Origin of the sequence: Sphingobium wenxiniae, assembly GCF_007830065.1 — a bacterium.
Lineage (GTDB): Bacteria > Pseudomonadota > Alphaproteobacteria > Sphingomonadales > Sphingomonadaceae > Sphingobium > Sphingobium wenxiniae.
Map to the genome: position 1 here is coordinate 11,959 of NZ_VLKK01000024.1, position 24,006 is coordinate 35,964.

Below are 24,006 nucleotides of genomic sequence, written 5' to 3' on the forward strand. Positions count from 1 at the left end.
ATCCTTTCACACGCACCCCTCACAGCGTCAGCGCCCGGGTGAGGTCACTGTGTTCGAAGGCGCTGGCCATGCGCGTGATTTCGGCCGAGCGGGCGCCGACGGCCTTGGCGGTATCGCGCCACGTTGCGGTGACAACCGCGACTTCTTTGATGATGGCGCGTGCTTGCGGCAGCGTGAGTGCAAAAAACGCCGATGCGGCCTCCAGGAGGTCGAGCGAACAGGTACCTTCGTCGAGATCGATGTTCGTCGTCAGCACCCGCGCCTTGAGATCGGCCGGGACTGGATTGAGGTCATAGGCGGGAGAGAGCGACCAACCTGCCTTGCCACGCCAGAGGAAGCCATGGTTGCGCAGATGATCGTCGACATTGGAAATGAGCACGTTGAAGGCGACGCGCCGATAGAGGGCGTGAGCGTCCGTCTTCCCTTGTGCGCCATGTTGCGCGAGGGCATCGACGATCTCCGGGTAACTGCCTCTCTCTCCATCCTTGGCGCCCATCATCGCCATTGCCGATAGAAATGGAATACGGATCGCCCCTGAACGGTCGAAGCGCCGCGAGAGCATCACCGCCTTTCCCGCCACCTCGATCAATTCGTGGTGCGGGGTGACGATGCCGGCCTGGCCGGCAAGTCGCAAGGCAATCTCCTCCCAGGTCTCCATGCTGTATTCGTCGGTCTCCTTGGGAAACTTCGCGATGGAAAGATGTCCGTGCTGATCAATGACCGAGGCTTTCGGCCGCGCGCCACCGAGGGAGGAGCCGGGGGCGAAGATGAGTTGAAGGTCCTCGTCGGTTTCCTCGTCCCGGAGAATCCGCTCGGTGATCTGAAGCAGCCGTCCTAGCTCGATCAGAGCGGGAACACCGGCGCGGATTGGTGCCTGGAATGCGTCTTCGCCTGCCCATCGGAATCGCAGTGCGCCCAGACGGGTTTCGTCGGCGACGCCAAGCAGATAATCGCTTTCCGCAAGGGTGCGCACCGCGCGGCCTTCGCGCTCGGCAAGGCGACGCTCGGCCCGCTGCATCAGACGGCGACCCCATGTATCGGGCGCTGAGTCGCCGATAGAACCAAAGGTGACCAGTCCGGCGGGAGGGGCGAAGCTGCCGCGTGTCAGGGCGAGGGCAGGTTCCAGTGAGAAACGATCAGGATCGTCGAGCCATGCGCCGTCATACTCGAAGAGGATGGTCTCCGTACCTCGAACGCGATTGCTTCGTGCCAGCCCGATCGGGCGCGTCCGGCCGTCTCGGTCAATATGGACCTCAAAGTCAGCCATCGCGAGAGGCTTCCGGCGCCCGCTTGAGGTGAACGTGCTTGGGCAGCTCTGCGCTGGCCAACGCCTGACCGACAGCGTCGTTACCGATGTCGGCGACCTGGCTCAGACCTTCCAGCAAGCCGAGCGCTTGAAGGACGCCAGCATAGATACCGATGCCCACGTTGGTATCCCCTGCCTCGATCTTTTGGAGGGTGGAGCGCGAGGTGAACGCACGCTCCGCCACGATCGCCATGGGCAGCCGCCGACGCCGGCGGGCGTCGCGGATGTCCTTACCAAGCTTGCGCAGCGCGCGCCGCACAGCGGCGGGTGGATTATGTGGTGTCGGCATTTGCTACCTTCGCACTTCAGATTTGTGCATTATGTAGCACGAAGATTACAATATTTCGAGCCTGATTTGGCTGAAGGACCGTGAGTGGGTAGGGCGTGGAGAGTACGATAAACAACGCCAAGCGAGAACAAATCCGGTCCGAGGAATGATTGCGCAGGTCGGCTATCCACGATTTCCGCCTGAAAGCAGGCTAACCGGAAGCGACCCAATTGTGGTCGAAACCCGTTCCGTCATGCCGCCCGACAGCGGTTTTCGCCGCGAATGCTTGCGAAATCCGGGTCAGTGCGTCTAAGGGGCAGCCATTCGCAAGGACCCGGTGGAATCCCGGGTGGCTATCCTGGCCGCCGATCCGCCGGGCAACATCACGCACGTTCATCTCCCCCGCGCGTTCCCGCGCCGTGTACCTTGTTGCGGATTCCCTTTTTCGATGACCGAACATGTTTCCCGTTACCGCCAGGAATGGTTCGGCGGTGTGAGAGCGGCGCGCGCTGACATCCTCGCCGGGATTGTCGTTGCGCTTGCGCTCATTCCCGAGGCGATAGGCTTCTCGATTATCGCCGGCGTCGACCCTCGGGTCGGACTTTACGCATCGGTCGCTATCGCCATGGTGATCGCTTTCACGGGCGGGCGACCTGGCATGATCTCGGCCGCGACGGCGGCTGTTGCTGTGCTTGTGGGACCGCTCGTGCGCGAGCATGGTGTCGAATACCTCTTCGCGGCGACGATCCTCATGGGCCTTATCCAGATCGTCGCCGGCCTGCTTCGACTGGACCTGCTGATGCAGTTCGTGTCGCGCTCCGTCATCACCGGCTTCGTCAACGCACTGGCCATCCTCATCTTCCTCGCGCAGTTGCCGCAGCTTATCGGCGTGGGCTGGGAAACCTACGCCATGGTCGCGGGCGGCCTGGCGATCATCTACCTGTTTCCACGGTTGACGACTGCCGTGCCATCCCCGCTCGTCGCCATTCTTGTGCTGAGCGCAATCAGCATCGGTCTTGGCCTTTCCGTCCATACCGTGGGCGACATGGGCAATCTGCCCGAGGGGTTGCCGAGCTTTGCCTTTCCGCAAGTGCCGCTGACCCTGGAAACACTGCAGATCATCTTTCCTTATTCCATTACAATGGCCGCAGTCGGCCTTCTGGAGTCACTGCTCACTGCACAGATCGTCGACGACATGACCGATACCGGCAGCGACAAGCGCCGGGAATGCGCCGGCCAGGGCAGCGCCAATATTGTCGCGGCGTTGTTGGGCGGCATGGGCGGCTGCGCGATGATTGGGCAGTCCGTGATCAATGTCACTTCAGGCGGGCGCAGGCGCCTTTCAACGTTCGTGGCGGGAGCGTTCCTGCTGTTCCTGCTTGCGGTGCTCGGCCCGTGGGTCGGCAGGATTCCCATGCCAGCGCTGGTTGCCGTGATGATTATGGTCTCGATCGGCACGTTCAGCTGGAATTCGATCCCAAACCTTCGCCGCCATCCGCCGGCCTCGTCGGTGGTAATGGTCGCCACAGTTGTGGTGGTGGTGGCGACGCACGATCTTTCGCTTGGGGTGCTTACGGGCGTATTGCTCTCGGGCATCTTCTTTGCCGGCAAGGTCCGCCGTATGTTCGCGGTCGAACGTTCGATGGTCGAGGACGGCGGCGCGGTGCTCTACCGCGTTAGCGGCGAGATTTTCTTTGCCTCGGTGGACCGCTTCACCAGTGCCTTTGACGCAGAAGCGGGGCGACCCGTCATCATCGACGTATCGGCGGCGCACTTTTGGGACATTTCCGGCGTGGGGGCGTTGGACAAAATCATCGCGCGCCTGCGACGCGACGGCTCGTATGTAGAGGTGATCGGCTACAACAAGGCTAGCGCGGACCTGGTGGATCGCTTCGCGATGCACGACAAGACCGGCGTCGAGCTGGGTGCCGTGCCACATTAAGCAGCAGGGAATTGCGCTTGCGCGCAAATTCCTCGTGGGCAGACGGTCCGTTTGCCATCCCAAAATGATCATTGAACGCGAGGAAAGGTGTGCTTGAAAGCGGACATCTCACCGACCTATAGATACCGGCCAGTGCCCATGCCGTAAGGAACCGGACAGGTTGGACGCTCGATAACCGGTCAGTGTCGGCGCGGCTTGGAGATTACAGCAGGGTTTTTCCGAGCCAGCGGATAAAGGTGCCATCCGCCCAGTTCGCCGACGTCACCAGAAAATCGATTGGCGAGGATTGGCGGCGGACTGGTCGGGCCGTTCATCGGCGGTGACCCCCAGGCGAATTTCGCGGATCGTACGGTCCGGCAAGGAGAGGCTCAGCGTGATCTGTGTCGGCACTGTGCCAGAAAACGGTAATTCGCGCCGGATTGCGCATTCGGCGCCGTGGGCGTCAAGTGCCACCTGGAGATGCTCGAGCGCACGGAGCACGTCACGGTCGAGGCTTGTGGAGACGGGAACGAAACGGCGGGCATGGTAGATTGGCATCGCGCAGGCTTTGACGGCCTGTGCTCGGCCATCAGCGGTGGCCGCGCACCGGATGAGGGCCAGAAAGGGGCCGCCGGCTGCTTCATGGGCTATTTCGATGCCATCCCGGACGCGGAGAGGCTGTCTTTGCGGCAAATAGAGCAGGGGCGACCGGGCATCGACCGCGTAGAGGAGCAGAAAGCCTGGGATAGCGTGCCCGGCAGGTCCGCCGCGGATCAGCGTTGACGCGACCTCGCCAGAGTGAAGGGGCGCGGCGTGGGTCCACAGATGGTCAGCCAGGCTCATACCGGGGACCACTTCGAAATCCTGGGCGGCCACAAGCAGCGCGTCGAACGCGTCTGTTATGGACGGATGGTCTGGAGCAGCGGCGGGCGCCGGAATGATGTGCCGGCCGGAGGCGCCAATCAGGTATTCGAGTAGCGCAGCGAGGTCGTTTGCGGGGGAGAAATTGTTCACTCCGGGGAGGGGAGGAACGCCGTCGTCCATCGACAGGAAGAATGGTCGTCGGCGAGAATCCGGCGGTGAAGGATTCTTTTCGATCACTTTGGCTGCCCATCTCGCTCAGAAGACTTGAGCCTAGAGCCTGGTTCGTGACTCATGAAGTGCAGCACTATAGTTCGGCGACCACCTGGGTCGTGAGGGGCCGCCATTCTGTTCACAGGATGCGAGGGACGGTTGTCACTGCTCGCTACGGGCGCACTCGATGCAAAGCGCCGCCTCGGGTCGGACCGCGAGGCGCGCGGTTGCGATGGCGGCGCCGCAACGGACGCATTCACCGTAGGTGCCCCTCTCGATCCTTTCGAGAGCGCGGCTCACGGATGCGATCTGGCGGTCGATGAGGGCGGCCTGACCCTCGAGCGCGGCATCGTCTTCCATTTCCACCGCCTGTTCGGAGAAATCGGCGTTCAGCGGTTCCGCGAGGTCGGTCTCGACCCGAGCCTGCCTGCCGCGAAGTTCGGCGAGTTGTTCTTCAAGCCGGGTCTTGACGGCGGCGAGGTCGCTCATTCGGTCGTTCCTTTACATGCGTACGCCGTCCACCGAGGGTCGGGCTAAGGGCGCGAAATTGCAGCGGGTAGGCCGCTCAGATGGCCTGCTTCAGGCGCTGGTATGCGGCGCGAAGTTCATTGCCGAGGCTTTGCAGCGCTGCCTTGATGCCTTCGCCGCTCTTGTGAAGACCAGCCTCCGCGACGAAGCGGTTCCACTTGGCTTCGATTTCTTCCCACTCTTGCTTTGTTTCCATGGTCCCGAGGTGGACCTGAACCTTGGCTTCGTCCCTGAGCTTGGCGAGATCCGTCTTCAGGTCATCAAGTGCGCTCATGTCATTTCTCCCTGGCCGGCAAAGCGCCGCAGCCTCATTTCACTACCGAACGAGGACAACGGACGCGCTACGTAATGCACCGGATGCCGGTCGCCACCAGCCTGCCGCCGCTTGTTCATCCGATGCGCGCATGGTGCCCAATTGTCTATCCCGCTCGGGGAGTGCCTAGCGCTTCGGAGGTTTGGGCTGCTGCAAGCGGATTGCGGCAAGCAGCGTGCCGAGTTGCTTTTGTGCTTCGGCGGCCTGGCTTTCGGGATAAGCGGCGGTCATCCGGCCGCTCCAGTAGCCATAGTTGACGGTCGTCAGGCTGAAATGCCAGGGCTGGTTGTCCCGCATCCCGGTAAAGGTGCCGCGATATGCGTCGAGGCGGCGTTGGTTGGGGATCTTCGTGGGGCCCTGCGAGAGCAGCGTCGGGGCCGAGAAATGGGACATCGTAGACTGCCGCATGATCTCATAATGATCATGCGCGGACATATCCTCGATGTGGACCACGGCGATGCGCACAACGATGCGGTCGCTACCCGTACCGAGCGGACGATCATAACCCACCGCGATATATTCGCCGCCAGGGTCGAAGGCACGCTCGCGCAGCCGGGTGAAGCCAGCGAACTCGGCCGGAAAGCGGAGGCCGCTTGCGGCGTGAACAAGAGTTGTTTCGTCAGCCGCGAGGACGAAGCCGTCCGGGATCTCGGCCGTGGCCGCGTCGGTCGCCGGCGGTTGCTCGGCTGCGATGGATGGCGTGGCCAGCAACAGGCTGCAAAAGGCAAGTGGTCGGAGAGCGGAAAATAACGTCACGGTGAGATCCTGGCTGGAAGGGCCTGCTGGCAGTGAATATTCCCCCGATATCGGCGGTAAGGCACAGGCGGAACTGGGAACTATACGTAGCGGCGCGCTGAGTGCCAAGCTTTGCCGGGTAATCGGGGAGTGGTCTTGTCAAGGTGCGGTATAACCGAGGTGGATACGGTGCTTGCAGGAACAGTAAAATCGTATTTTCCAGGATCCGTCTTGGTTAATCCGTCCACAATTTTGTCGGCGCCATCTACAGGCGGGGCCTATGCCTTGATGCTTGAGCTTGCCGAACCCGTGATCTTTTGTGGGTCGAATGAACCGTATCAATTTGCGCCCGGGCGCATATGTTTATGCCGGGAGCGCCTATGGCCCGGGCGGCATGAGAGCGAGGGCGGGTCGCCACTTTCGGAAAGGCGAGGTGATCCGATGGCACATCGTCCATCTGACCCGTTCGGCCGCGACGCTGCAGGCGATCCTGATCGAGGGCGGGACCGAATGTGATATCGTCAAAGCTCTGGTTGCTACCGGAGAATTTCGAATTCCCCTGCGAGGCTTCGGGAGCACCGATTGCAGGCGCTGTCGTTCCCATTTGCTCCAGTGGCGCACTGGAAGCTGCGGGTAAACGGGCGAGGACCAATTGGCCTGACCTTGCTTCAGGCATCTGTCCCATATGCGGAATACTGGCCCCAGGGGCGATCCAATCGCCCGGCAGATATGTGATGGGCGTCAGGCTCCGGAACTTTACGGATCGGTTGGTCGCTGGTCGTGTGCCACAGGAACGGGGAAGCTGGAGGAAAACGATGACCGTGCGAGATATTCTGCTGCAGGCCAACACGCATCCCGAGCCGACCCCGGAGTGGTCGATCGACAGGGTCAGGGAGCTTGCCGCTCGCCTTGGCGCCAGGGTGTCCCTTGGAGTTTGCCAGGTTCACATTCCTCGCGTCTCGAACTGGCTGGCGAACAAGCTTCTGAACATCGATGGCATGATCGCCGGCGAGAACAAGAAGAGCGCGGTCAATGCGGACGCGCTCATGGAAACCTTCAAGGCCAGGGTACCCGCCGATCAACTCGGCGAGACATTCGTCATAAACTGCCCGGGTACGGTGACCCATTGGCAGCTTGCCGTGCGGGCGAGGACCCATGATCTCACCGTCGTCCCGGTCTATGGGCATGCGGAGACGATCTCGGTAGCCGAGGGTCTAGTCTTCGAAAGCGGTCGTCCGGTTCTTCTACTGCCCGAGGTGACCGTGCCCGAGTTCAAGTTCGACAGGATCGCCGTCGCCTGGGATGGGAGCAGCGTCGCGGCGCGGGCCCTGTCCGACGCGATGCCGCTGTTGCGGCAGGCAAGTTCGGTGGCGATCGTGCAGATCACGGGTGAGAAGGATCTGTCGAAGGCTGCGGACCCGGCGGAGGCGGTCCGCAATCTGAAGCTCCACGGCATTGCGGCCGAGGTGGTGGCAGTCGAACTGGAAGAGCGCGATGCGGCGACAACGCTCCAGGCCTATTGCGAACGCGACGGCCGCGAACTGCTGGTCATGGGTGCGTTCGGGCACTCACGGGCGCGTGAGTTCGTGCTGGGGGGCGTGACGCGATCCGTTCTCGAAGCGCCGCAGCTGCCGATATTTATCTCGCACTGACCTTCAGAACCCTTGCGAGAAGACCTGGCACGTTGCTCATTTGCGGGGCTGGAAGGGCGCGGCCGCTTCCGGCCACACCGCGACCAATTCCGACACCCACTGTTCCGCCGCAGTGGACGGTGGCGGCTCGGGCCTCTTGAATTTCGCAAAGGGACCGGAAAGGCGGTGGTAGCCGAAATCGGTCTACCGCCCCGCATACAAGAAGCGATGCTCTATCGGCGTCTTGTCTATCAAGCGGTTCTGAAACGGCCCAGCTATTATCGGCCGGGGTCGCCGTCGTCCAAGATGGAACCCCCATCTTCGAAGCCGGATGTTCACCGTCATGCGCTATGAGTTTGCCGTGATGATACGATATCGACCGTGTGAAGCGCGAGCCGTTGCAAGAGGATATGCATGGCGGATGAAATAGAATTGAAGCTCGACCTGACGCCGGAGGCGGCGGATGCGCTCGAAGCCGCCACCGTGCTGCCGGGAGATCCCGGCATCGCCGAGCAGCGGTCAGTCTATTTCGATACGCTCGACCACCAGCTGTCGAAGACCGGGCTTTCGCTTCGCATCCGCCGTTCAGGCAGCAAGCGCCTCCAGACGATCAAGGCGGACGGTGCCAGCGCCGCCGGGCTGTTCGTGCGCTCTGAATGGGAACGCCCCGTCAGCAACGATACGCCGGTTCTCGACGACACGACACCAATCCGGGCGGTGCTCGGCGATGCGGCGGATGCCATTACCCCGGTGTTCGAGGTGCGGATCGAGCGGCGCACATGGATCATCAGCGAAGGCGGCGCGACGATCGAACTGGTGCTGGATAGCGGCGAGGTAGTGGCCGGCGAGAGAACCTCTCCGATCTGCGAGATCGAGTTGGAACTGAAGCAGGGCGACCCCGGCGCGCTCTTCGCGTTCGCCCGCCGCATCGACGCGGTCGCGCCCGCCCGTCTCGGCGTGCAAAGCAAGGCCGAGCGGGGCTATCGGCTCACCGGCCCAGCCCCGACGATGGTCAAGGCTGAGCTGGTGAAGCTCGCCGCCGGGATGACGGCGGCTGATGCGTTCCGGCATATCGCCCAGAGCTGCGTGCGGCAGTTTCGGTTGAATGAGGCGTTGCTGCTCGCTGGCCGGGACGCGGGCGCGCTGCACCAGGTGCGGGTGGCGCTGCGGCGTCTGCGCTCCGCCTTCTCGATCTTCAAGCCGGTGATCGGCGGAGATGCTCATACGCCACTGCGCGATGAACTGCGCTGGCTTGCCTCGGAACTGGCCAATGCCCGCAATCTCGACGTGTTGCTCGAACGCGCCAAACCTGGCGCGTTGCGTGACCGTATCGCGGCGTCGCGCGAGGCGGCCTATGACGCCGTCGGAGAGGTACTGGCGTCGGCGCGCGTGCGGGCGTTGATGCTCGACCTGGCGGAATGGGCCGCAAGCGGCGACTGGCAGGGCGCGCCCGACACCATGACGGCCCCCGATCAGCCGGCGCGCGACTTCGCGATCTCCGCGCTCGACCGGTTTCGACGCAAGGTGAAGAGGGACGGGCGCGATCTCGCCCATATCGAGGACGAGGCCCGCCACGAGGTTCGCAAGGATGCCAAGAAGCTGCGCTATGCCTCGGAATTCTTCACAAGCCTGTTCGACCGCAAGCGCGAGCGGCGGCGGCACAAGAAGTTCGTCGCGGCGCTGGAAGGCCTCCAGGACAAGCTCGGCGCGCTCAACGATCTTGCGACCGCGCCGCAGCTATTGGAACAACTTGGCCTTGCCGATGATCCCGATGCCGCCCGGCTGCTGGCCGGCGGTAAGCGCAAAGCGCTGCTGGAGGCGGCCGCCGAGGCCCATGAGGATCTGATCGACGTGAAGCGCTTTTGGCGCTGAGCGCCGATCGTTGAAGAATTGCGTACTACCTGTTCCGATTGGCGATCGTGAGCGTTCCTGTGATGCGGGCCTTCCGCGCTGGGGACGCTCGATGCTCAATCTCGTCGCCCGCTTCAGGTCGCGGTCCCAATCGGCGGATGAACGTCACGCGGCGCGATCCAATCGAACAGCGGTCGCTCCACAGCCCTTCACGATCCGCAACTGCGCCAGCGCCTGCTTGTCCGCTACAGCATTGAACGGCTTGTCATCGAGACATGATGAACGAGGACAAAGCCTGATAGCCGCTCCACAAGAGGGGTAGGGTCGATGCCGCTGCCAGAAACACGCATTCGATTTCGAGAACTGTGGGGCGGCGCATCATTCAGCTTTTCAACTGCCGAGTGGCAATATTGCGCAGTCCGCTTCGTGCCGGATATGCCTCCATGACGAGCATTATTCTGGATCCTCACCCGTGATCACGGTGACCGGCGCGCCCGTGCTTCCACTCTGCAAGCTATCCGCTGTCACAATAAGCGTGCTTCCCGGCTTGAGGATCGTCAAAAGATTCTGGCGGAACTCCTCGGGCAGTGTCAGCCGCTCACGCTCCTGTCGGGATACTTCGCCCGCCCGGGCGCTCCCGAGCAAGGGCAGATACATCCAATGTGTTCCGTGTTGGTCGATGGAGGAAAGCGTGAAGGCCTGCAGCCCCGAGATCCGTCCGCGGATCGCGATGGGCGTGGAGCCGATCTCGATCCCATTGCGCAAGACCACGGCCCGCTCGTCGGAAGCGCTGAGAATGATGGAGACCGGGCCGGTGGGCGCTTTTTCCGGTTGCCAGGTCGTGGAGAACGCGCTCTCGAATGATGAGGACGAACTTCCTTTGCCTTCCAGTACATCCGGGGCCGGAGCAAAACGCGGAATATCCGCTGATTGGGTAATGATCACCGTCAATCCGAGCTGGGTGACTCCGTAGAGGTGCTCAGCGAAGGCCAGGGGCAGCCGTATGCAGCCATGCGATGCAGGATAGCCTGGGAGATTGCCGGCATGCATGGCGATGCCGCTCCAGGTGAGCCTTTGCATGTACGGCATAGGCGCATCATCGTAGAGGTTTGATTTGTGATCGACCTTCTTCTGCAGGATCGTGAAAATCCCCGTCGGCGTCTCATGGCCGGCAGTACCTGACGATATGGTCGAAATCCCGATCAGGACACCGTTGCGGTAAACATAGGCGCGCTGCTTGCTGAGGCTGACGACGATGATGACGGGGCCTTCCGGAGCGGCTTCGGGCGCCCAGAGAAATTGTCCCGGTTGCAGGTTCTGGGCGGTTGCTGCGATCGAGCCTTCATCAAGCCTTGCCTGGGCGAATGCCGGCGGAATTGCCAAACCAAACGCGCTCATCGTTGCGGTTGCCAGCAAGGAACGGCGCGTGAGGTGCGAGGCTGAGCCTATTGTCATTCTACATCTCATTCATGGAACAATGCGTGGGCAGGGGATGAAACAAAGCAGATGGAAGATCGTCGACCAAAGCTGGTGCCGGCTCATAGCTATAAGGGCAAACACTATATGGTCGGGGAGCGTGGAAAGCATTTCAAGCACCAAGCCGGAATTGGTAGATTACCGGATGGCGTGTGAGGGAGGCGATGTGTGCCTGACGTCACGCGGGTCGAGCAAGCCGCACGAGGACGTTGCGCGTTGCCCCGTCTTCAGGGAACGGAACTCCGGGCGCATGCCAATCCGCGCCATCGACGAATATCCGCGCTTCCTGATCGAGATCGTGATCAACCTGCAGCGTCACGGCAATAGTTGCGGCCCCGCGACGGAAGGTCATCTCCGCTCGATCCCAATCTCGCGGCAAGCTCGGGCGGATCTGCAATTCATTCTGGATGAGCCGTACGCCAAGGATTTCCTCGACGGCCAGGCGCCACGTCCAGGCGGCCGCACCGGTGTACCAGGTCCATCCCCCGCGACCCAGATGAGGGGCCACACCCGCAATGTCGGCAGCAACCACATAGGGTTCGGTCCGGTAATGTTCCGCAGACTCTCGGGTTGATGTGTGCCGGATCGGATTGATTCGGTCGAACAGAGACATAGCGCTGTCGCCATCGCGCGTGCGCGCAACGGCGATGGCGAGCCAGGCTGCGGCATGGGTGTATTGGCCGCCATTTTCACGAATGCCGGGCGGATAGGCCTTGATGTAGCCCGGTTCGCGCGGTGTTCGGTCGAAGGCGGGGTCAAGGAGCCGGATAATGTTGTCATCATCCCGGACGAGGTGTTTTCTCGCTGATGCGATAGCCTTCTCCGTCCGCTCAGGATCACCGGCGCCCGAAAGTATGGACCAGGACTGCGCGATCGAATCGATGCGGCACTCCTGCTCTTGGGATGTACCCCAGGCCCGGCCGTCATCGTCGAATGCGCGCAGATACCATTCGCCGTCCCATGCGGATCGTTCGACGGCGGCCGCGAGAGAGTCGGCGCGCCCGTTCCAGCGATCACGAAACCCGGTTTGATTTTCGTCGAGGCAGTGCCGCGTGAAATTTCGGATGGTCGCGATGATAAACCAGGCAAGCCACACGCTTTCACCGTGTCCCCGGCTACCCACGCGGTCCATGCCGTCATTCCAGTCGCCGGCACCGATCAAGGGAAGCCCATGAGGTCCGAGACGATAGGCATGCGAAAGCGCCCGTTCGCAGTGGTTGAAAAGGGACCCGGTGTATGTGCTGACGTCAAAACGCGCATAGCGGTCGCCTTCATCGGCCGCGAGCGGCGGCGCTTGCAGATAGGAAATCCGCTCTGCAAGAATCCCCGTATCGCCTGTGGCCTCCACATAATGTGCCACGGCATAAGGGAGCCAGACGAGATCGTCCGAGCACCGGGTCCTTACGCCCCGATCAAAGGGCGGATGCCACCAGTGGAGGACATCACCTTCCTCGAACTGATGGGCGGCCGCGGCGAGGATATGGCGCCGCGTTGCTGCTGGATCGACGTGCACCTGCGCGAGGACATCCTGGAGTTGATCGCGGAATCCGAATGCTCCGCTTGCCTGGTAGAAGCCGGCGCGGGCGCGCACGCGGGCGCTGATTGACTGGTGGGGGAGCCAGCGGTTGACCATGAGGTCAAAGGCAGGGTCGGGTGTCGTGACCTGGACGCGGCTTAGCCTTTCGTCCCAGGCGGCGGCACAGGCGCTGGCGGCAGCTTCGATGTTCGCTGGATCCTGCCAGTAGTGCACGAGTTCACGAGCGTGATCCCAATTCTCGCCTTGTCCGAGAACGAAGCAGACATCCGCGGTTTCATCGGCCGGAATGTCGAGATGGACCTGAAGGGCCGCGCAGCAATCGTCGGCGGCGGCAGCCGGCCTGTTTCCGAGATCCCAGCTCAAAAGTGCTCCCGGGCGTGCGGGATCGGATTGGCCGCCCTCGAAATCCTGGCGAGAGGTCGTGAAGCTGTGGACCGGAAGCGTGCTAGCCAGGAAGGCTACCCGATCACCGAATTCCTCGGTCCAGGGATTCCTCGCTAGAATTGCGTGGCAGGACGGATCGTAATCGCATGTGCGCAGAGGTGCCTGTTCGCCGTGGACTGCGCCGAGCAGCCATTCCGCATAATAGGTCGCCGTGAGGCGGCGAGGGCCTGGCGTGAGGTTGCGCAAGCGCAGGTGGACCAGTTTAACGGACGCAGTGGTGGGAACGAAGACCGAGAGCTCCTGTTCAAGTCCCTCGCTGCTCTTCCGCCATGTGGTTTGGCCCGGGCCGTGCTGAACTTGACATGCCGAATGCCTGCCTGCCGGCAAAGGCGTGGGGGTCCACAGGCGGACATTTTCTTCGTCGCGCAGGTAAAGTCGTTCGCACTGGGGGTCGCGGATGGGATCGTTGAACCAGGGCGTGAGCCTGTTCTCACCGCTGTTGGTCGCCCAGGTGAACCCCAGCCCGCCTTCGGTCACGATCGTACCGAAGGCGTCGTTGGCGAGGACGTTCGACCAGGGCGCCGGAGTGGTGGCGCCGGGCTCCAGACAGATGACATAGTCTCCGCTATCGGGAGCAAAACCACCCCAGCCATTGTCGAATTGCAGATCGGACGGCCTCGGCAGCGGAGAGGAGGAATGTGTCGCTGCCGTGCCATCTACGGGGGTGAACGACGGCCCCTGGTGGCATGGCTGCTCCTGGCGGGTGAGTTGATCGCCGAGTGGTCCGCCGCCCTCGTCGAGGATCACCCGCGAAACCCGATCGAGGAGCGCCGCGCGTTCGCCATCGCTGGGCCCGATACCGATCACATGGATACCACCGTTCGTCCCGAGGCGATCCTGGGCGTTCTGGTCTCTGAGCACCTCCAGAAGCTGCTCGCGAACAGGCTCGATATAGCCTGACGTTCCTTCGTGGGTGATCACGAGATCCACGCTTATTCCCCGTTGCCGCCAGAGCGCCTGCACCGAGATGACGAAACGCAGAAGACCGGTTTGTTCCGCGGTTCCGGCGCGCAGCAGCAGCACGGGGTGGTCACCCGAAATGCCAAGTGCCCAAAGATCGCCACGGCGGAATCCGTGTGACGCAGATCGCGGAAGGTTGGTGCGGGCAGAGATGAGGAAGGAGAAGAGTTCCTGTGCTTGCGGTACCAACGCTGGCGCCAGGCCGAGGGCGTGCATGTCGCGCGCTGTTGCGGTCACGGCATCGCTGACGGCCCACTCGAGTGAAGCGAGGGTTGTGTAGCGTTCGGCGATATCGAGCGCGGACTGGCGGGACGCGGCGGCGATTGTCACAAAGGCGAGTTCGCGCCGGCCATGCGGCGGAAGTTCGATCCTGAGCCTGACTGCACAAACCGGATCGAGCGTCCATCCCAGCGTTCCGCTGAGCGCTTCTCCTTCCATCCCGGCCAGTCGGCTGGCGCTGCCGTAGCGGCCGAGGAAAGCCCTGCGATCGGCCTCCACGCCAAGGCGCGTGAAGCCATCGTCATCGCCGATCACCCGATGGAGCATGACGGGAGGTTTCTCGGCGGGATTTCGGGGGCGCCGGGTGAACAGCAGCCCGTCACCACCCGGCAGTGCTTCCGCGCCGACGAATAATTTGCTGAAAGCAGGATGGCGCGCCGCGTCTTGGGCCGGCGCCAGCACGATCTCGGCGTAGCTGGTGATTTCGATGATGCGAGGACGGTCTTCTTCATTGACGAGGCTGAGGCGCCGGATCTCGAGGTCATCACCATTGGCGATGGTGATCGTCGTTGTGGCCGAGAGGCCATGTGCACGCCGATGGAATTCGACCTGATGGGCGTGGAAAACCACCTGTGGCGGCTCTTCCGGTTGAGGAAATGGGCCTCCCGTCGCCGTCCAGACATCGCCGTCGTCGATGTCTCGCAGATAGAGCCAATGGCCCGCCTCCGGATCGCCGGGGGCAACCCTGGTGAGCGCATTCTGGTTCCAGCCGATGCTTCCGGCGCCGTCCGTGCGGATTCGGGTTGAGAGGCGACCATTCCCGAGGACCTGCCAGGCAGGATTGCCGTAACGGCGGTTTGGCGTCCAGCTGTAGAGCCCCGGAATTGCGCTCTCGGGCGTGGCTTGCGGTTCCCGGAACTCGACCCGTCCAATTTCGGGAGGCAGCTCCCACGGAATGCGCTCGTTGAGGAGGAGATCGACGGTTCGCACATGAGGGTCTGTGTGGAACCAGCGGACATGCAGGTTCTCGAACAGGACATTGCCAAGGGCTCCGAGGCTCATGCCATGGTGGTGCGCCATGTAGGAGCGCACGAGGGCGAACCGCTTTCCGGTCGGCACGCGCTCGGGCGTGAAGTCGATGGCCTCATAGAAGCCGTAGCGGCCGATGACGCCCAGCTCCTCAAGCACCTTGAGATTTCGTACGGCGACTGCGGGGCGTGTCGTCAGAGCAAGGACGGTTGCATAAGGGGCGACGACGAGATCACGGCCCAGGCCACGCTGCAGCCCGAGTTCCGGGACACCGAAGGCGTGGTATCGATAGACACGGTCCTGGCTCATCGAGGCAAATGACGACTCGGAAATTCCCCAGGGGATCGCCTGCGATCGACCGAACGCGATCTGGATGTCGATCGATGTGCGATCGCTCATGCCGAGAAGAGTGGTCGGATCGCTGTGCAGGAAGATATTCGGCATGAGGTATTCGAACATCGAACCGTTCCAGGACACCAATGCCAGTCCGGTATCCTTCCTGGTGATCGGGCGGCCCAGGTGGAACCAATGCTCCGGCGCTATGTCGCCCTTGGCGATCGAGAAATAGCTGGCAAGTCGGGCCTCGCTGGCCAGGAGGTCATAGTGATGGGGATCGATACGATCGGCGCTGAGATTGTAGCCGATGTGGAAGAGCCGGGTGGCGGGATCGAAGAGCAGCGCAAAATCCATCTCGTGGGCGAGTGTGGTCGCGCGGTGGGCGAGGCTCTCCAGGCGATCGGAAAGATCCTGCGCGGCCAGGCGGCCCTCCGCGATCGAAGCGCGGAGATCCTGTATCCATTCCCGGACGGCATCAGGAGCCGCATCTCGTGAGAAGGCGTCGAGGGCGTCGAGGGCTTGCGCCTCCCCGGCGCCAACCGGCGATGTCACGCCGTAGGTCATCAGATTAGCGATGCTGGCCGCGATTTCGGCGCAGCCTGCCAGCGGAGATGCAAGTCGCTCGGTCCAGGGGGCAAAGATACGAAGATCACGCCGCATGCCCAGCAGATGATGCTCCAGCCGCTCAAGCCAGGTCTGAACGTCCCGAAGGGCGGCGATATTGTTCTCGGCAACGCTCTCGGCAAGCAAGCCGGCCTGTTCTCGCAGCCTTTCCATGTCGATCGTGATCAGATCTTCGATCGCCCAGATCCATTCGGGTTCATTGTCCCAGGCGTGCTCGGCGGTTTGACGCATGGTAGCGAGAGTGGTGCGGATTCCTTGAGCCGCCTCCGAATCGAGTGCATCCAGCGCCCCGGCGAGCAGGCCGATGGTGTCTTCGAGCCCATGCCACAGATCGAGGCCAACCGGTGGTGCGTTACGCGCATCGCGCAGAGCTTGCGTGACGGTGATCAGGCTAACCGCCAGATTGCCGCTATCGACGGTTGAGACGTACCGGGGCTCGAGAGCGGCCAGCGTTCTGGTCTCGTACCAGTTGAGAATATGGCCTCGATAGCGTTCGAGGCGATCGATCGTGTCGAGTGCGTTGCGCAGGCGCATCTCGAGTTCATTGAGGCCGATATGTCCGAACCGCCAGGCGGTCAGGGATGAGATCAGCATCATGCCGATGTTGGTTGGGGAGGTACGGTGCGCGGTCTCTTCGTTCGGCGGTTCCTGATAATTGTCGGGAGGGAGCCAGTTGTCCTCCGGCCGCACGAAAGTTTCGAAAAAGAGCCAGGTGCGGCGCGCCACAAGCCGGAGGAACTTCCTGTCCGCTTCGGAGATGGTTTCCGTGCGCCGGGGGAGAATGCGGCTGATCGAAATCGCAACTTCTGGCGCAACAAACCAGAGCAGCAGCACAGGTGCGGCGGCCGGCAAGGCGGCAGGGGCGATCATGACAATGGCGCCAGCAACAAGCACTGCGAGCACTGGAGACGCGGCCATATCACGCCAGGCGGCGAGCCGGGGATGCCGGGCGGCGATGCGGCCCGCCATATGTGCAGCCGAGGTCCATTCGAGCCTCTTTCGCCCCGATCGCAGCCGCCAGAGGGTGACGAAGATCGCGTGGAGCGCGATAAATGAGTCGCTGACGAGGAACGTGATCGCCAGCGCCCATCGGCCGAGCTGATCTGCTTGTTGCCGAAGAACGCGTTGCATGACACCGCGCCGACGGCCCCGGGCGACGCCGGTGACGAGATCGGTGAAGAGATAGGCGGCGGGCGCAGCAAGTGCGAGGAGCGTCCATACCCAGGGCTGCCCATGGAGCAGGAACCAGCCGCCCAGCAGAAGCGCGACGATGCTGAAGGGGATCAGACTGCGGCGCAGATTGTCGAATATCTTGAGGCGGTCGAGCCAGCCGAGCCGGTTGCGGAGCCAGCGTCCGTCGCGGCCGGGTACGAAGGGAAACAGCCACGGCAGGATTTGCCAGTCGCCGCGCACCCAGCGGTGCCATCGCCACGCGAAATCGAGGTAGCCGGTCGGGAAGCTCTCGTAGACGATGATATCGCTCGCCAGCGCTGCGCGGCCATGCAGGCCCTCGAACAGATCATGACTGAGCAAAGTGTTCTCAGGGGCGCGGCCATCGAGACTGCGCTCGAAAGTGGCGACCTCATAGATGCCCTTTCCGACGAAGACACCGGAGCCAAGGAGGTCCTGGTAGACGTCCGATACGGCGCGCGAATAGATGTCGATCGCCGTGTCTCCGCCATAAAAGCGGGAGAAGAGCGACTGACCGGTCGTGTCCGGCGCCAGCTCAACGCGAGGCTGGATGATCGTGTAGCCGCGTTCCACGCGACCTGAAGCGGGATCGAAACGGGCTTTGTTGAGCGGATGCGCGAGCGTGCCGACCAATCGGCGAACGACCCCGTGCGGGAGACGGGTGTCGGCATCGGCGGTCACGACGAAGCGACATTTGCGCAGGGCGTCGATCCGACCGGCGATCACGCTGAAAGGCGTGGAAATCCCATGGAGGATGTACGCATTGAATTGTTCAAGTTTGCCGCGTTTGCGTTCCCAGCCCATCCAGGATCCCTGTGTCTCATTGTAGAGGCGAGGCCGGTGGAGCAGGTGAAACGGACCGTCGCCCCGGGCGCCCGGGTAGCGCTTGTTGAGCTCGTCCACACCCGAGACCAGCGCCTGCGTAATGTCGTCATCGGTCGGCATGTCCTCAGCATCTGCGTCCGCGAAGTCGCTGAGCAGGACGAACTGGAGAGCTGTATCGGAATTTGCCAGTCGATGCGCCTCAAGCCGTTGCAGGAGGGAAGGGATGTCGGAGGCGTTCGCAACGAGGACAGGCATGGCGATGGCAGTGGCGCAGTCCTTGGGGATTCCTTTCTTGAATTCGAGCTTGGGGAGGACCCGTGGAGGGACGATCTGGGTCACGAGCCAGTTCACGAACGTGATGCTCAGGATCGACGCAGGGAGGAGCGTCAGGGCGATGCCGAGCAGCCAGGAGCCGATCGAGGCCTCTGTTGACGCGAGATAGGCGGCTGGCACGGCGAAGGCGGTGAGTCCTGCCAAGAGTAAAGCGCACGCGTAAAGGACGCCAGGGTAACGGCGTATGCGGCGCAGCATCGAACCCAAAGTCCAGGGGCGCGGATCGATGGCATCTGAAAAGAAGGCCCGCCCTTCGTCGATCAACCAATAGCCGACATGACCCGAGGGCGAGTTCTCGCTGCTATGGCACTGACGCAGGGCTCGCTCCGCAACCTCCCATTCCGCCAACTGTGACTGCGACGCAAGTTGCTCTACGGCGTGACGGTATCGGTCGCGGGTGTCGAAATCCATGCGCGGATAGACCCCGGCCGGATCGCGCCTGAGGATCGCCTCGACCCGGCTCGTTCGATCGAAAAAGTCATTCCACTGGATGGTCGCGATAACCGCCAGGTTGGCGATTGCGCGCGCTACATATTCTGTATCGTCGAATGCCGCTGCGCAGGCGTCCGGGGTCTCGACGATCTGGAACGGTGGCTCAACATCGGGGAACAGGCGACTGAACGCGGTGACCAGAAGCTCCAGGCAGACGATGCGGAGCATCGTCGGGAAGGCCCAGATTTCAGCGATGCTGAGCGGCATCTGCTCCTGATAGCGGTCGACATAATGGACCGCCGTGTTCAGCGATACCTGAAGGTGGGAAGCCTGCAGGAGCGAGTGGGCCAGTTGATGGATGCGCGGGCGCGCGAGGCCGCCTTCGCCGAGGCCTGGCAGTTTCGCGTAGAATTCCTGCGGAAGATCCTCACGGATCTGGAGGATGGCTCGCTGGATCTGATAATCATTGTCTAGCAGCCACTCGGCCGCCGAACTGGCCTGTGGTTCGGCCTTGCCCGCAGCGAGCCGCGCCCTGGTCAACCACCCTTTCATCGCATCAAGGCGGTTCCAGGCCATGAGGGGGGCCGAGCGGCTGATCAGGCCCGTGAGCTGGTGGCGGGCCGCAGTGTCCGCGGCGGCCCCGCTGATGGGATCGCGTTCCTCGAGATCGGCCATGATCAGCCCAGGCCGCCGACCGGCAACCGGAGCCTTTCGTGCACAGTTGGGAGGGATGTCTGCGCCGGGCGAACTGTGGTCGGCAGAACGAGCATCGGTACGCTGCAGTGCGTCATCAGGTAGGAGGCGACCGTGCCATAGGGAACGTCCGCCACATGCTCGCGGCTATGGCCACGGGCTGACATCACGGCGAGATCCACGGCTTCCTTTTGGATCAACTCGTTGAGCGCCTCGCGGACATCGTCTGCGCGGGTGGACAGGATGCGAACGCGAAGGCCGGTCGCTGTCAGGTTGGATTTAACCCGCTGAAGATAGCTGCACGCGGCCTGTTCGTTGCGCTCGATGAGACTTTGGCGAAGCTCCTTGTCTTCCATTTCCAGCGGCCGTGCCTCGATCATTTCGGGGGCAGGGACGACATGGGCGAGGAGGATCTCTGCGTTGGCGGCGCGCGCAATGCGTGCGGCCAACGGCAGCACGCTCTCCGCCCAGCGGGAACCGTCAAGTGGTACGAGAATTCGCTGGTAGCTCTGGTCCGGCGCTTGAGCCTCGACGGGGACGAGCAGAATGGGGCTGGGCGCGTGGGCCAGGATTTTCTGAGCGGTGCCGCCTATTCCGGTCTTGCCCAACTCCTTCCTTCCGCGCCTTCCCAGCACGATCAGGTCATCGCTGCGTTCGCCGATGAAGCGACAGATCTCCTCTGCCGTTTGTCCTTCGGCGAGTTCGATCGTGGTATGGGGCGTTGGCGTTCGAGCAGCGTTGGCGCATCGATCCAGCGCGCGCAATGCTTCCCGGCGCCGAAGATTCCACTCTATAGGATCGGGGCGCACGTCAGGAGACGCCTCGGCGTCGAGAACCTGAAGGAGTGTTACCGGGAAATCGAGTGCGTCCGCGAGCGCAGCGGCGTGCGGATAGACCCAGGCATTGCGATCCGCGCAGTCGATACAGGCAACGATGCCTGGGTCGCAAGCGGGAGGGTGGGGGCGGGAGGGGAGAGAAAATGCAGCGACAGCAGACATGGGACACGACCTCCAGTTGCCGTTCGTCCCCCGGCGATCGGCGGCTTTGAGTGCGGCGGACCCTTTTGGTGCGCTGCGTGGACCAGCTCTTGCTCCCTGCCGATTCGAGCCAGTGTGGGGCACGCTATCGGGGCCAGTCGGGGGATGACATTAGGGCTTTTACGAATAGGGATGGCTGGGGGTGGAGGAACCGAACCGGCGTGGCGGCAAATGCCGCGACACACACGCCGGTCAGGCAAGTCGGAGATCAGCTCGTCGAGAGACCCTCAGCTGCCGAGACGGCTTGTACTGTCCGTACGAAGCTGTCCGGGTTCAGCGATATGGAGTCGATACCCTCAGCAACGAGGAAAGCAGCGAAGTCGGGATGATTGCTCGGTGCCTGGCCGCAAATGCCGATCTTGATGCCGGCCGCGTGAGCCTTTCGAATGGCCTCGGCGATCATCAGCGTAACGGCCTCGTTGCGCTCGTCGAACAAGCTGGCCAGAAAGCCCGAATCGCGATCGACGCCAAGCACCAGCTGGGTGAGGTCGTTTGACCCGATTGAAAAGCCGTCGAAGCGCGTGGCGAACTGCTCGGCCAGGATGACGTTCGAGGGAATCTCGCACATCATATAGATTTGGAGGCCGTTCTCGCCGCGGCGCAGGCCGTTCTCGGCCATGGCTTCGAGTACGCGATCGGCTTCGGCCGGGGTGCGGCAGAACGGGACCATCACGATGACGTTGCGGAAGCCCATGGTTTCGCGCACCCGTTTGAGGGCGCGGCACTCGAGCGCAAACCCTTCGCGATAGCGTTCGTCATAATAGCGCGAAGCGCCCCGGAATCCGAGCATCGGATTCTCTTCCTCGGGTTCGAAAACGTCACCGCCTACAAGGTGGGCGTACTCGTTGGTCTTGAAGTCGCTGAGGCGAACGATGGCGGGGTGCGGGTGATAGGGACTTGCGAGCTTGGCGATGCCGCGAGCGAGGACATCGACGAAATAGTCGGACGGATGCGCGTATCCGCGTGTGAGGTCCCGGATCTGGCGCTGGACTTCCGGGCTCGTCCGCTCGGGATGGACGAGCGCCATGGGATGGACTTTGATGTGGGCGTTGATGATGAATTCCATACGGGCAAGGCCGACGCCCTTTGCGGGCAGCCTCCACCACTGGAACGCGGCTGCCGGGTTCGCGATATTGACCATCATGTCGGTCCTGGTGGCCGGCAGGGCGCCGATATCGACGTCGGCCACCGAGAAATCGAGGATGCCGTCGTAGATCGTGCCGACGTCGCCGTCGGCGCAACTGATCGTGATATCCTGGTTTTCGGCGATGACCTCGGTGGCGTTGCCTGTACCGACGATCGCGGGCACGCCAAGTTCGCGGCTGACGATGGCGGCATGACTGGTGGTGCCGCCGTGGTTGGTCACGATGCCCGCGGCCCGCTTCATAATGGGAACCCAGTCGGGATCGGTCGTCTCGGTTACGAGGATCGATCCGTCGCGGAACTGTTCGATGTCGGCGGCGGTGCGGATCACGCAGGCCTTGCCGGCGGCGATGGCGGTGCCGATGGCGGCGCCGGTCGTGATCGCGGCGCCTTTCGATTTGAGGCGGTAATGCCGGAAGGTGGTGGCGCTGGATTGTGCCTGGACCGTCTCGGGCCGGGCCTGGACGATGTAGAGTTCGCCTGTCTCGCCATCTTTCGCCCACTCCATATCCATCGGGCGTTGATAATGGTCCTCGATCGCGACAGCCCAGCGGGCGAGCTGGAGGATATCGGCATTGTCGAGCACGAAGGACCGGCGTTCCTGCACGGTCGTCTCGACGATGCGCGTGCGGTGGCTTCCGCCCTCGCCATAAACCATGCGGAAGGCTTTGCCGCCGAGCTCCTTGTCGATGATCGGCTCGTTTTCCGGCTGCGCGAGAAGCGGCTTGAAAACGACATATCTGTCCGGATTGACGGTCCCCTGAACCACGGTTTCACCAAGGCCCCAGGCGGCACTGATGACGATGGCGTTGGGGAATCCGGTTTCGGTGTCGATCGAGAACATGACGCCCGAACCGGACAAATCCGAACGCACCATCTGCTGGATGCCGATCGAAAGGGCGACTTCGAGATGATCGAAGCCTTTCGCTTCACGGTAAGCGATCGCCCGGTCCGTGAACAGCGAGGCGAAACAGCGCCGGCAGGCATCCTGAAGTGCAAACTGCCCTTTCACGTTCAGGAAGGTTTCCTGTTGACCCGCGAAACTCGCATCGGGAAGGTCCTCGGCCGTGGCGCTGCTGCGCACGGCGACGGCAGGCCGGTCAATTCCCACCCTGCGACCGAGTTCCGCGTAGGCGGCCAGGATATCTTGCGCGACATAGGAAGGGATTGCGCCCTCCAGGAACAGGCGACGAATGGCTTGTCCGGTTTCCTGCAGCGTGCATTTCCCCGAATGGAAAGCGGCAAGATGTTGGGTGATCCGCGGCGCAAGCTGGTTGTCATGAACAAATGCGCGATAAGCCTCAGCGGTTGTAGCGAAACCCGATGGCACCTTGACGCCCTTTTGAGAAAGAGCCGCCGTCATTTCGCCCAGAGACGCATTCTTGCCGCCAACGGCCGGCACGTCGGCGATGGCGATTTCCTCGAACCACAGGATCAATGGCTTGGGCATGGCTTTCCTCCAGCTTGGGCATGGCGCCAGGCGAGCTGCCGCCTTGATCGCCTCGTTTTCGGGGCAACCATCGCCGGGCAGGAGGTGAGGGTCATTACGTAAGGGTCCTATGCGTGGGTTGCACAGGAGGGTCCGTTGGTCAGGGCGCCATCGGAGGTCTTCGCGGGTTTTGCCTTCAGTCGGGCTGCTTCAGGCGATCCCCGTCCGCCGTCCGCAGGATGGTGATCGCAATTCAATCACCGAAGAACTGGGGATTGCGAGCGATGAAGCGTCTTGCCCAGTTGTCCAGGTAGGAGGATCGGGCGCGACTGAGATAGCGCCAGCCAGCCACGCTGATCGCGAGCGCGCCGATGGCGTTGACGATGAGATCCCACATTGTGTCGGTGAGGCCAGACGGGTCGCCGAGCATGGGCTTCTGCATGGTCAACCCGAAAGCCTGGTCCATCCTGAACTCGAATATCTCCCAGAGAGCGCCGATCGCCTGGGAGAAGCAGAATGCAAAGACCGCGAGAAATGAAGGCCTCATATGGAGGTCCACATGCCGATCCTCATTGAGTGTTGATTTCCACTGAGAGTTGACCCGGGAGGGGCATAAGTTTCCACTGAGAAGTGACCCATGTTTTGACTTCCCTCTGGCTGATTGGTCGGAG

Annotated in this window: 15 protein-coding genes and 1 other annotated feature; of the genes, 4 read left to right on the plus strand and 11 right to left on the minus strand. The window is 62.5% G+C overall.

What is annotated here, in order from left to right:
- Window positions 1-19: 19 nt before the first annotated feature.
- Both IQ35_RS18375 and IQ35_RS18380 read right to left on the minus strand, forming a co-directional pair.
- Window positions 20-1,267 (minus strand): type II toxin-antitoxin system HipA family toxin, encoded by a 1,248-nt coding sequence (locus IQ35_RS18375; RefSeq protein WP_145075589.1) that lies wholly within the window; start codon window positions 1,265-1,267, stop codon window positions 20-22.
- The gene (locus IQ35_RS18380; RefSeq protein ID WP_242003397.1) at window positions 1,260-1,499 is read right to left on the minus strand and encodes a hypothetical protein; all 240 of its coding nucleotides are present in this window, start codon (window positions 1,497-1,499) and stop codon (window positions 1,260-1,262) included. Before IQ35_RS18380 ends, IQ35_RS18375 begins: the two co-directional genes overlap by 8 nt.
- A gap of 402 nt (window positions 1,500-1,901) precedes the next feature.
- Window positions 1,902-1,957: a sequence feature (sul1 is cis-regulatory element that is thought to sense ions involved in sulfur or methionine metabolism; They are found in Alphaproteobacteria), on the plus strand.
- 65 nt (window positions 1,958-2,022) lie between these two features.
- Between IQ35_RS18380 and IQ35_RS18385 the strand changes: the two genes are divergently transcribed.
- On the plus strand, window positions 2,023-3,516 hold the full coding sequence (locus tag IQ35_RS18385) for a SulP family inorganic anion transporter (protein WP_145075595.1): 1,494 nt from the start codon (window positions 2,023-2,025) through the stop codon (window positions 3,514-3,516).
- Window positions 3,517-3,777: 261 nt separating this feature from the next.
- Here IQ35_RS18385 and IQ35_RS18390 read toward each other — a convergent pair whose 3' ends face one another.
- From IQ35_RS18390 to IQ35_RS18405, 4 genes are all read right to left on the minus strand, one after another.
- On the minus strand, window positions 3,778-4,596 hold the full coding sequence (locus IQ35_RS18390) for a hypothetical protein (protein WP_145075598.1): 819 nt from the start codon (window positions 4,594-4,596) through the stop codon (window positions 3,778-3,780).
- 135 nt (window positions 4,597-4,731) lie between these two features.
- Window positions 4,732-5,058 carry a TraR/DksA family transcriptional regulator gene (locus IQ35_RS18395; protein ID WP_092958512.1) on the minus strand — a complete coding sequence of 109 codons (327 nt, stop codon included), beginning with the start codon at window positions 5,056-5,058 and terminating at the stop codon, window positions 4,732-4,734.
- Window positions 5,059-5,134: 76 nt separating this feature from the next.
- On the minus strand, window positions 5,135-5,371 hold the full coding sequence (locus IQ35_RS18400; RefSeq protein WP_092958514.1) for a hypothetical protein: 237 nt from the start codon (window positions 5,369-5,371) through the stop codon (window positions 5,135-5,137).
- Between the two features lie 165 nt (window positions 5,372-5,536).
- Entirely contained in the window at window positions 5,537-6,121 is a 585-nt protein-coding gene (locus tag IQ35_RS18405) for a hypothetical protein (RefSeq protein WP_242003398.1), read from the minus strand.
- 418 nt (window positions 6,122-6,539) lie between these two features.
- Between IQ35_RS18405 and IQ35_RS21945 the strand changes: the two genes are divergently transcribed.
- The 3 genes from IQ35_RS21945 to IQ35_RS18420 all read left to right on the plus strand — a co-directional run bounded on the left by IQ35_RS21945 (window position 6,540) and on the right by IQ35_RS18420 (window position 9,648).
- Entirely contained in the window at window positions 6,540-6,782 is a 243-nt protein-coding gene (locus tag IQ35_RS21945) for a DUF123 domain-containing protein (RefSeq protein ID WP_422396773.1), read from the plus strand.
- Window positions 6,783-6,960: 178 nt separating this feature from the next.
- Window positions 6,961-7,797 (plus strand): universal stress protein, encoded by an 837-nt coding sequence (locus IQ35_RS18415; RefSeq protein WP_092958518.1) that lies wholly within the window; start codon window positions 6,961-6,963, stop codon window positions 7,795-7,797.
- Window positions 7,798-8,190: 393 nt separating this feature from the next.
- Window positions 8,191-9,648, plus strand: coding sequence for a CYTH and CHAD domain-containing protein (locus IQ35_RS18420; protein ID WP_092958520.1), 1,458 nt, complete (start codon window positions 8,191-8,193; stop codon window positions 9,646-9,648).
- Window positions 9,649-10,080: 432 nt separating this feature from the next.
- Here IQ35_RS18420 and IQ35_RS18425 read toward each other — a convergent pair whose 3' ends face one another.
- From IQ35_RS18425 to IQ35_RS18445, 5 genes are all read right to left on the minus strand, one after another.
- Window positions 10,081-11,082, minus strand: coding sequence for a L,D-transpeptidase (locus tag IQ35_RS18425; RefSeq protein WP_092958522.1), 1,002 nt, complete (start codon window positions 11,080-11,082; stop codon window positions 10,081-10,083).
- 199 nt (window positions 11,083-11,281) lie between these two features.
- The gene (locus tag IQ35_RS18430; protein ID WP_145075601.1) at window positions 11,282-19,708 is read right to left on the minus strand and encodes a GH36-type glycosyl hydrolase domain-containing protein; all 8,427 of its coding nucleotides are present in this window, start codon (window positions 19,706-19,708) and stop codon (window positions 11,282-11,284) included.
- A 2-nt stretch (window positions 19,709-19,710) separates the two neighbouring features.
- Complete coding sequence (locus IQ35_RS18435) at window positions 19,711-20,724, minus strand: universal stress protein (protein ID WP_092958526.1); 1,014 nt, start codon at window positions 20,722-20,724, stop codon at window positions 19,711-19,713.
- A gap of 247 nt (window positions 20,725-20,971) precedes the next feature.
- Complete coding sequence (ppsA, locus tag IQ35_RS18440) at window positions 20,972-23,356, minus strand: phosphoenolpyruvate synthase (RefSeq protein ID WP_092958528.1); 2,385 nt, start codon at window positions 23,354-23,356, stop codon at window positions 20,972-20,974.
- Between the two features lie 232 nt (window positions 23,357-23,588).
- Window positions 23,589-23,882 (minus strand): DUF2238 domain-containing protein, encoded by a 294-nt coding sequence (locus IQ35_RS18445; RefSeq protein ID WP_184205014.1) that lies wholly within the window; start codon window positions 23,880-23,882, stop codon window positions 23,589-23,591.
- Between the last annotated feature and the right edge of the window lie 124 nt (window positions 23,883-24,006).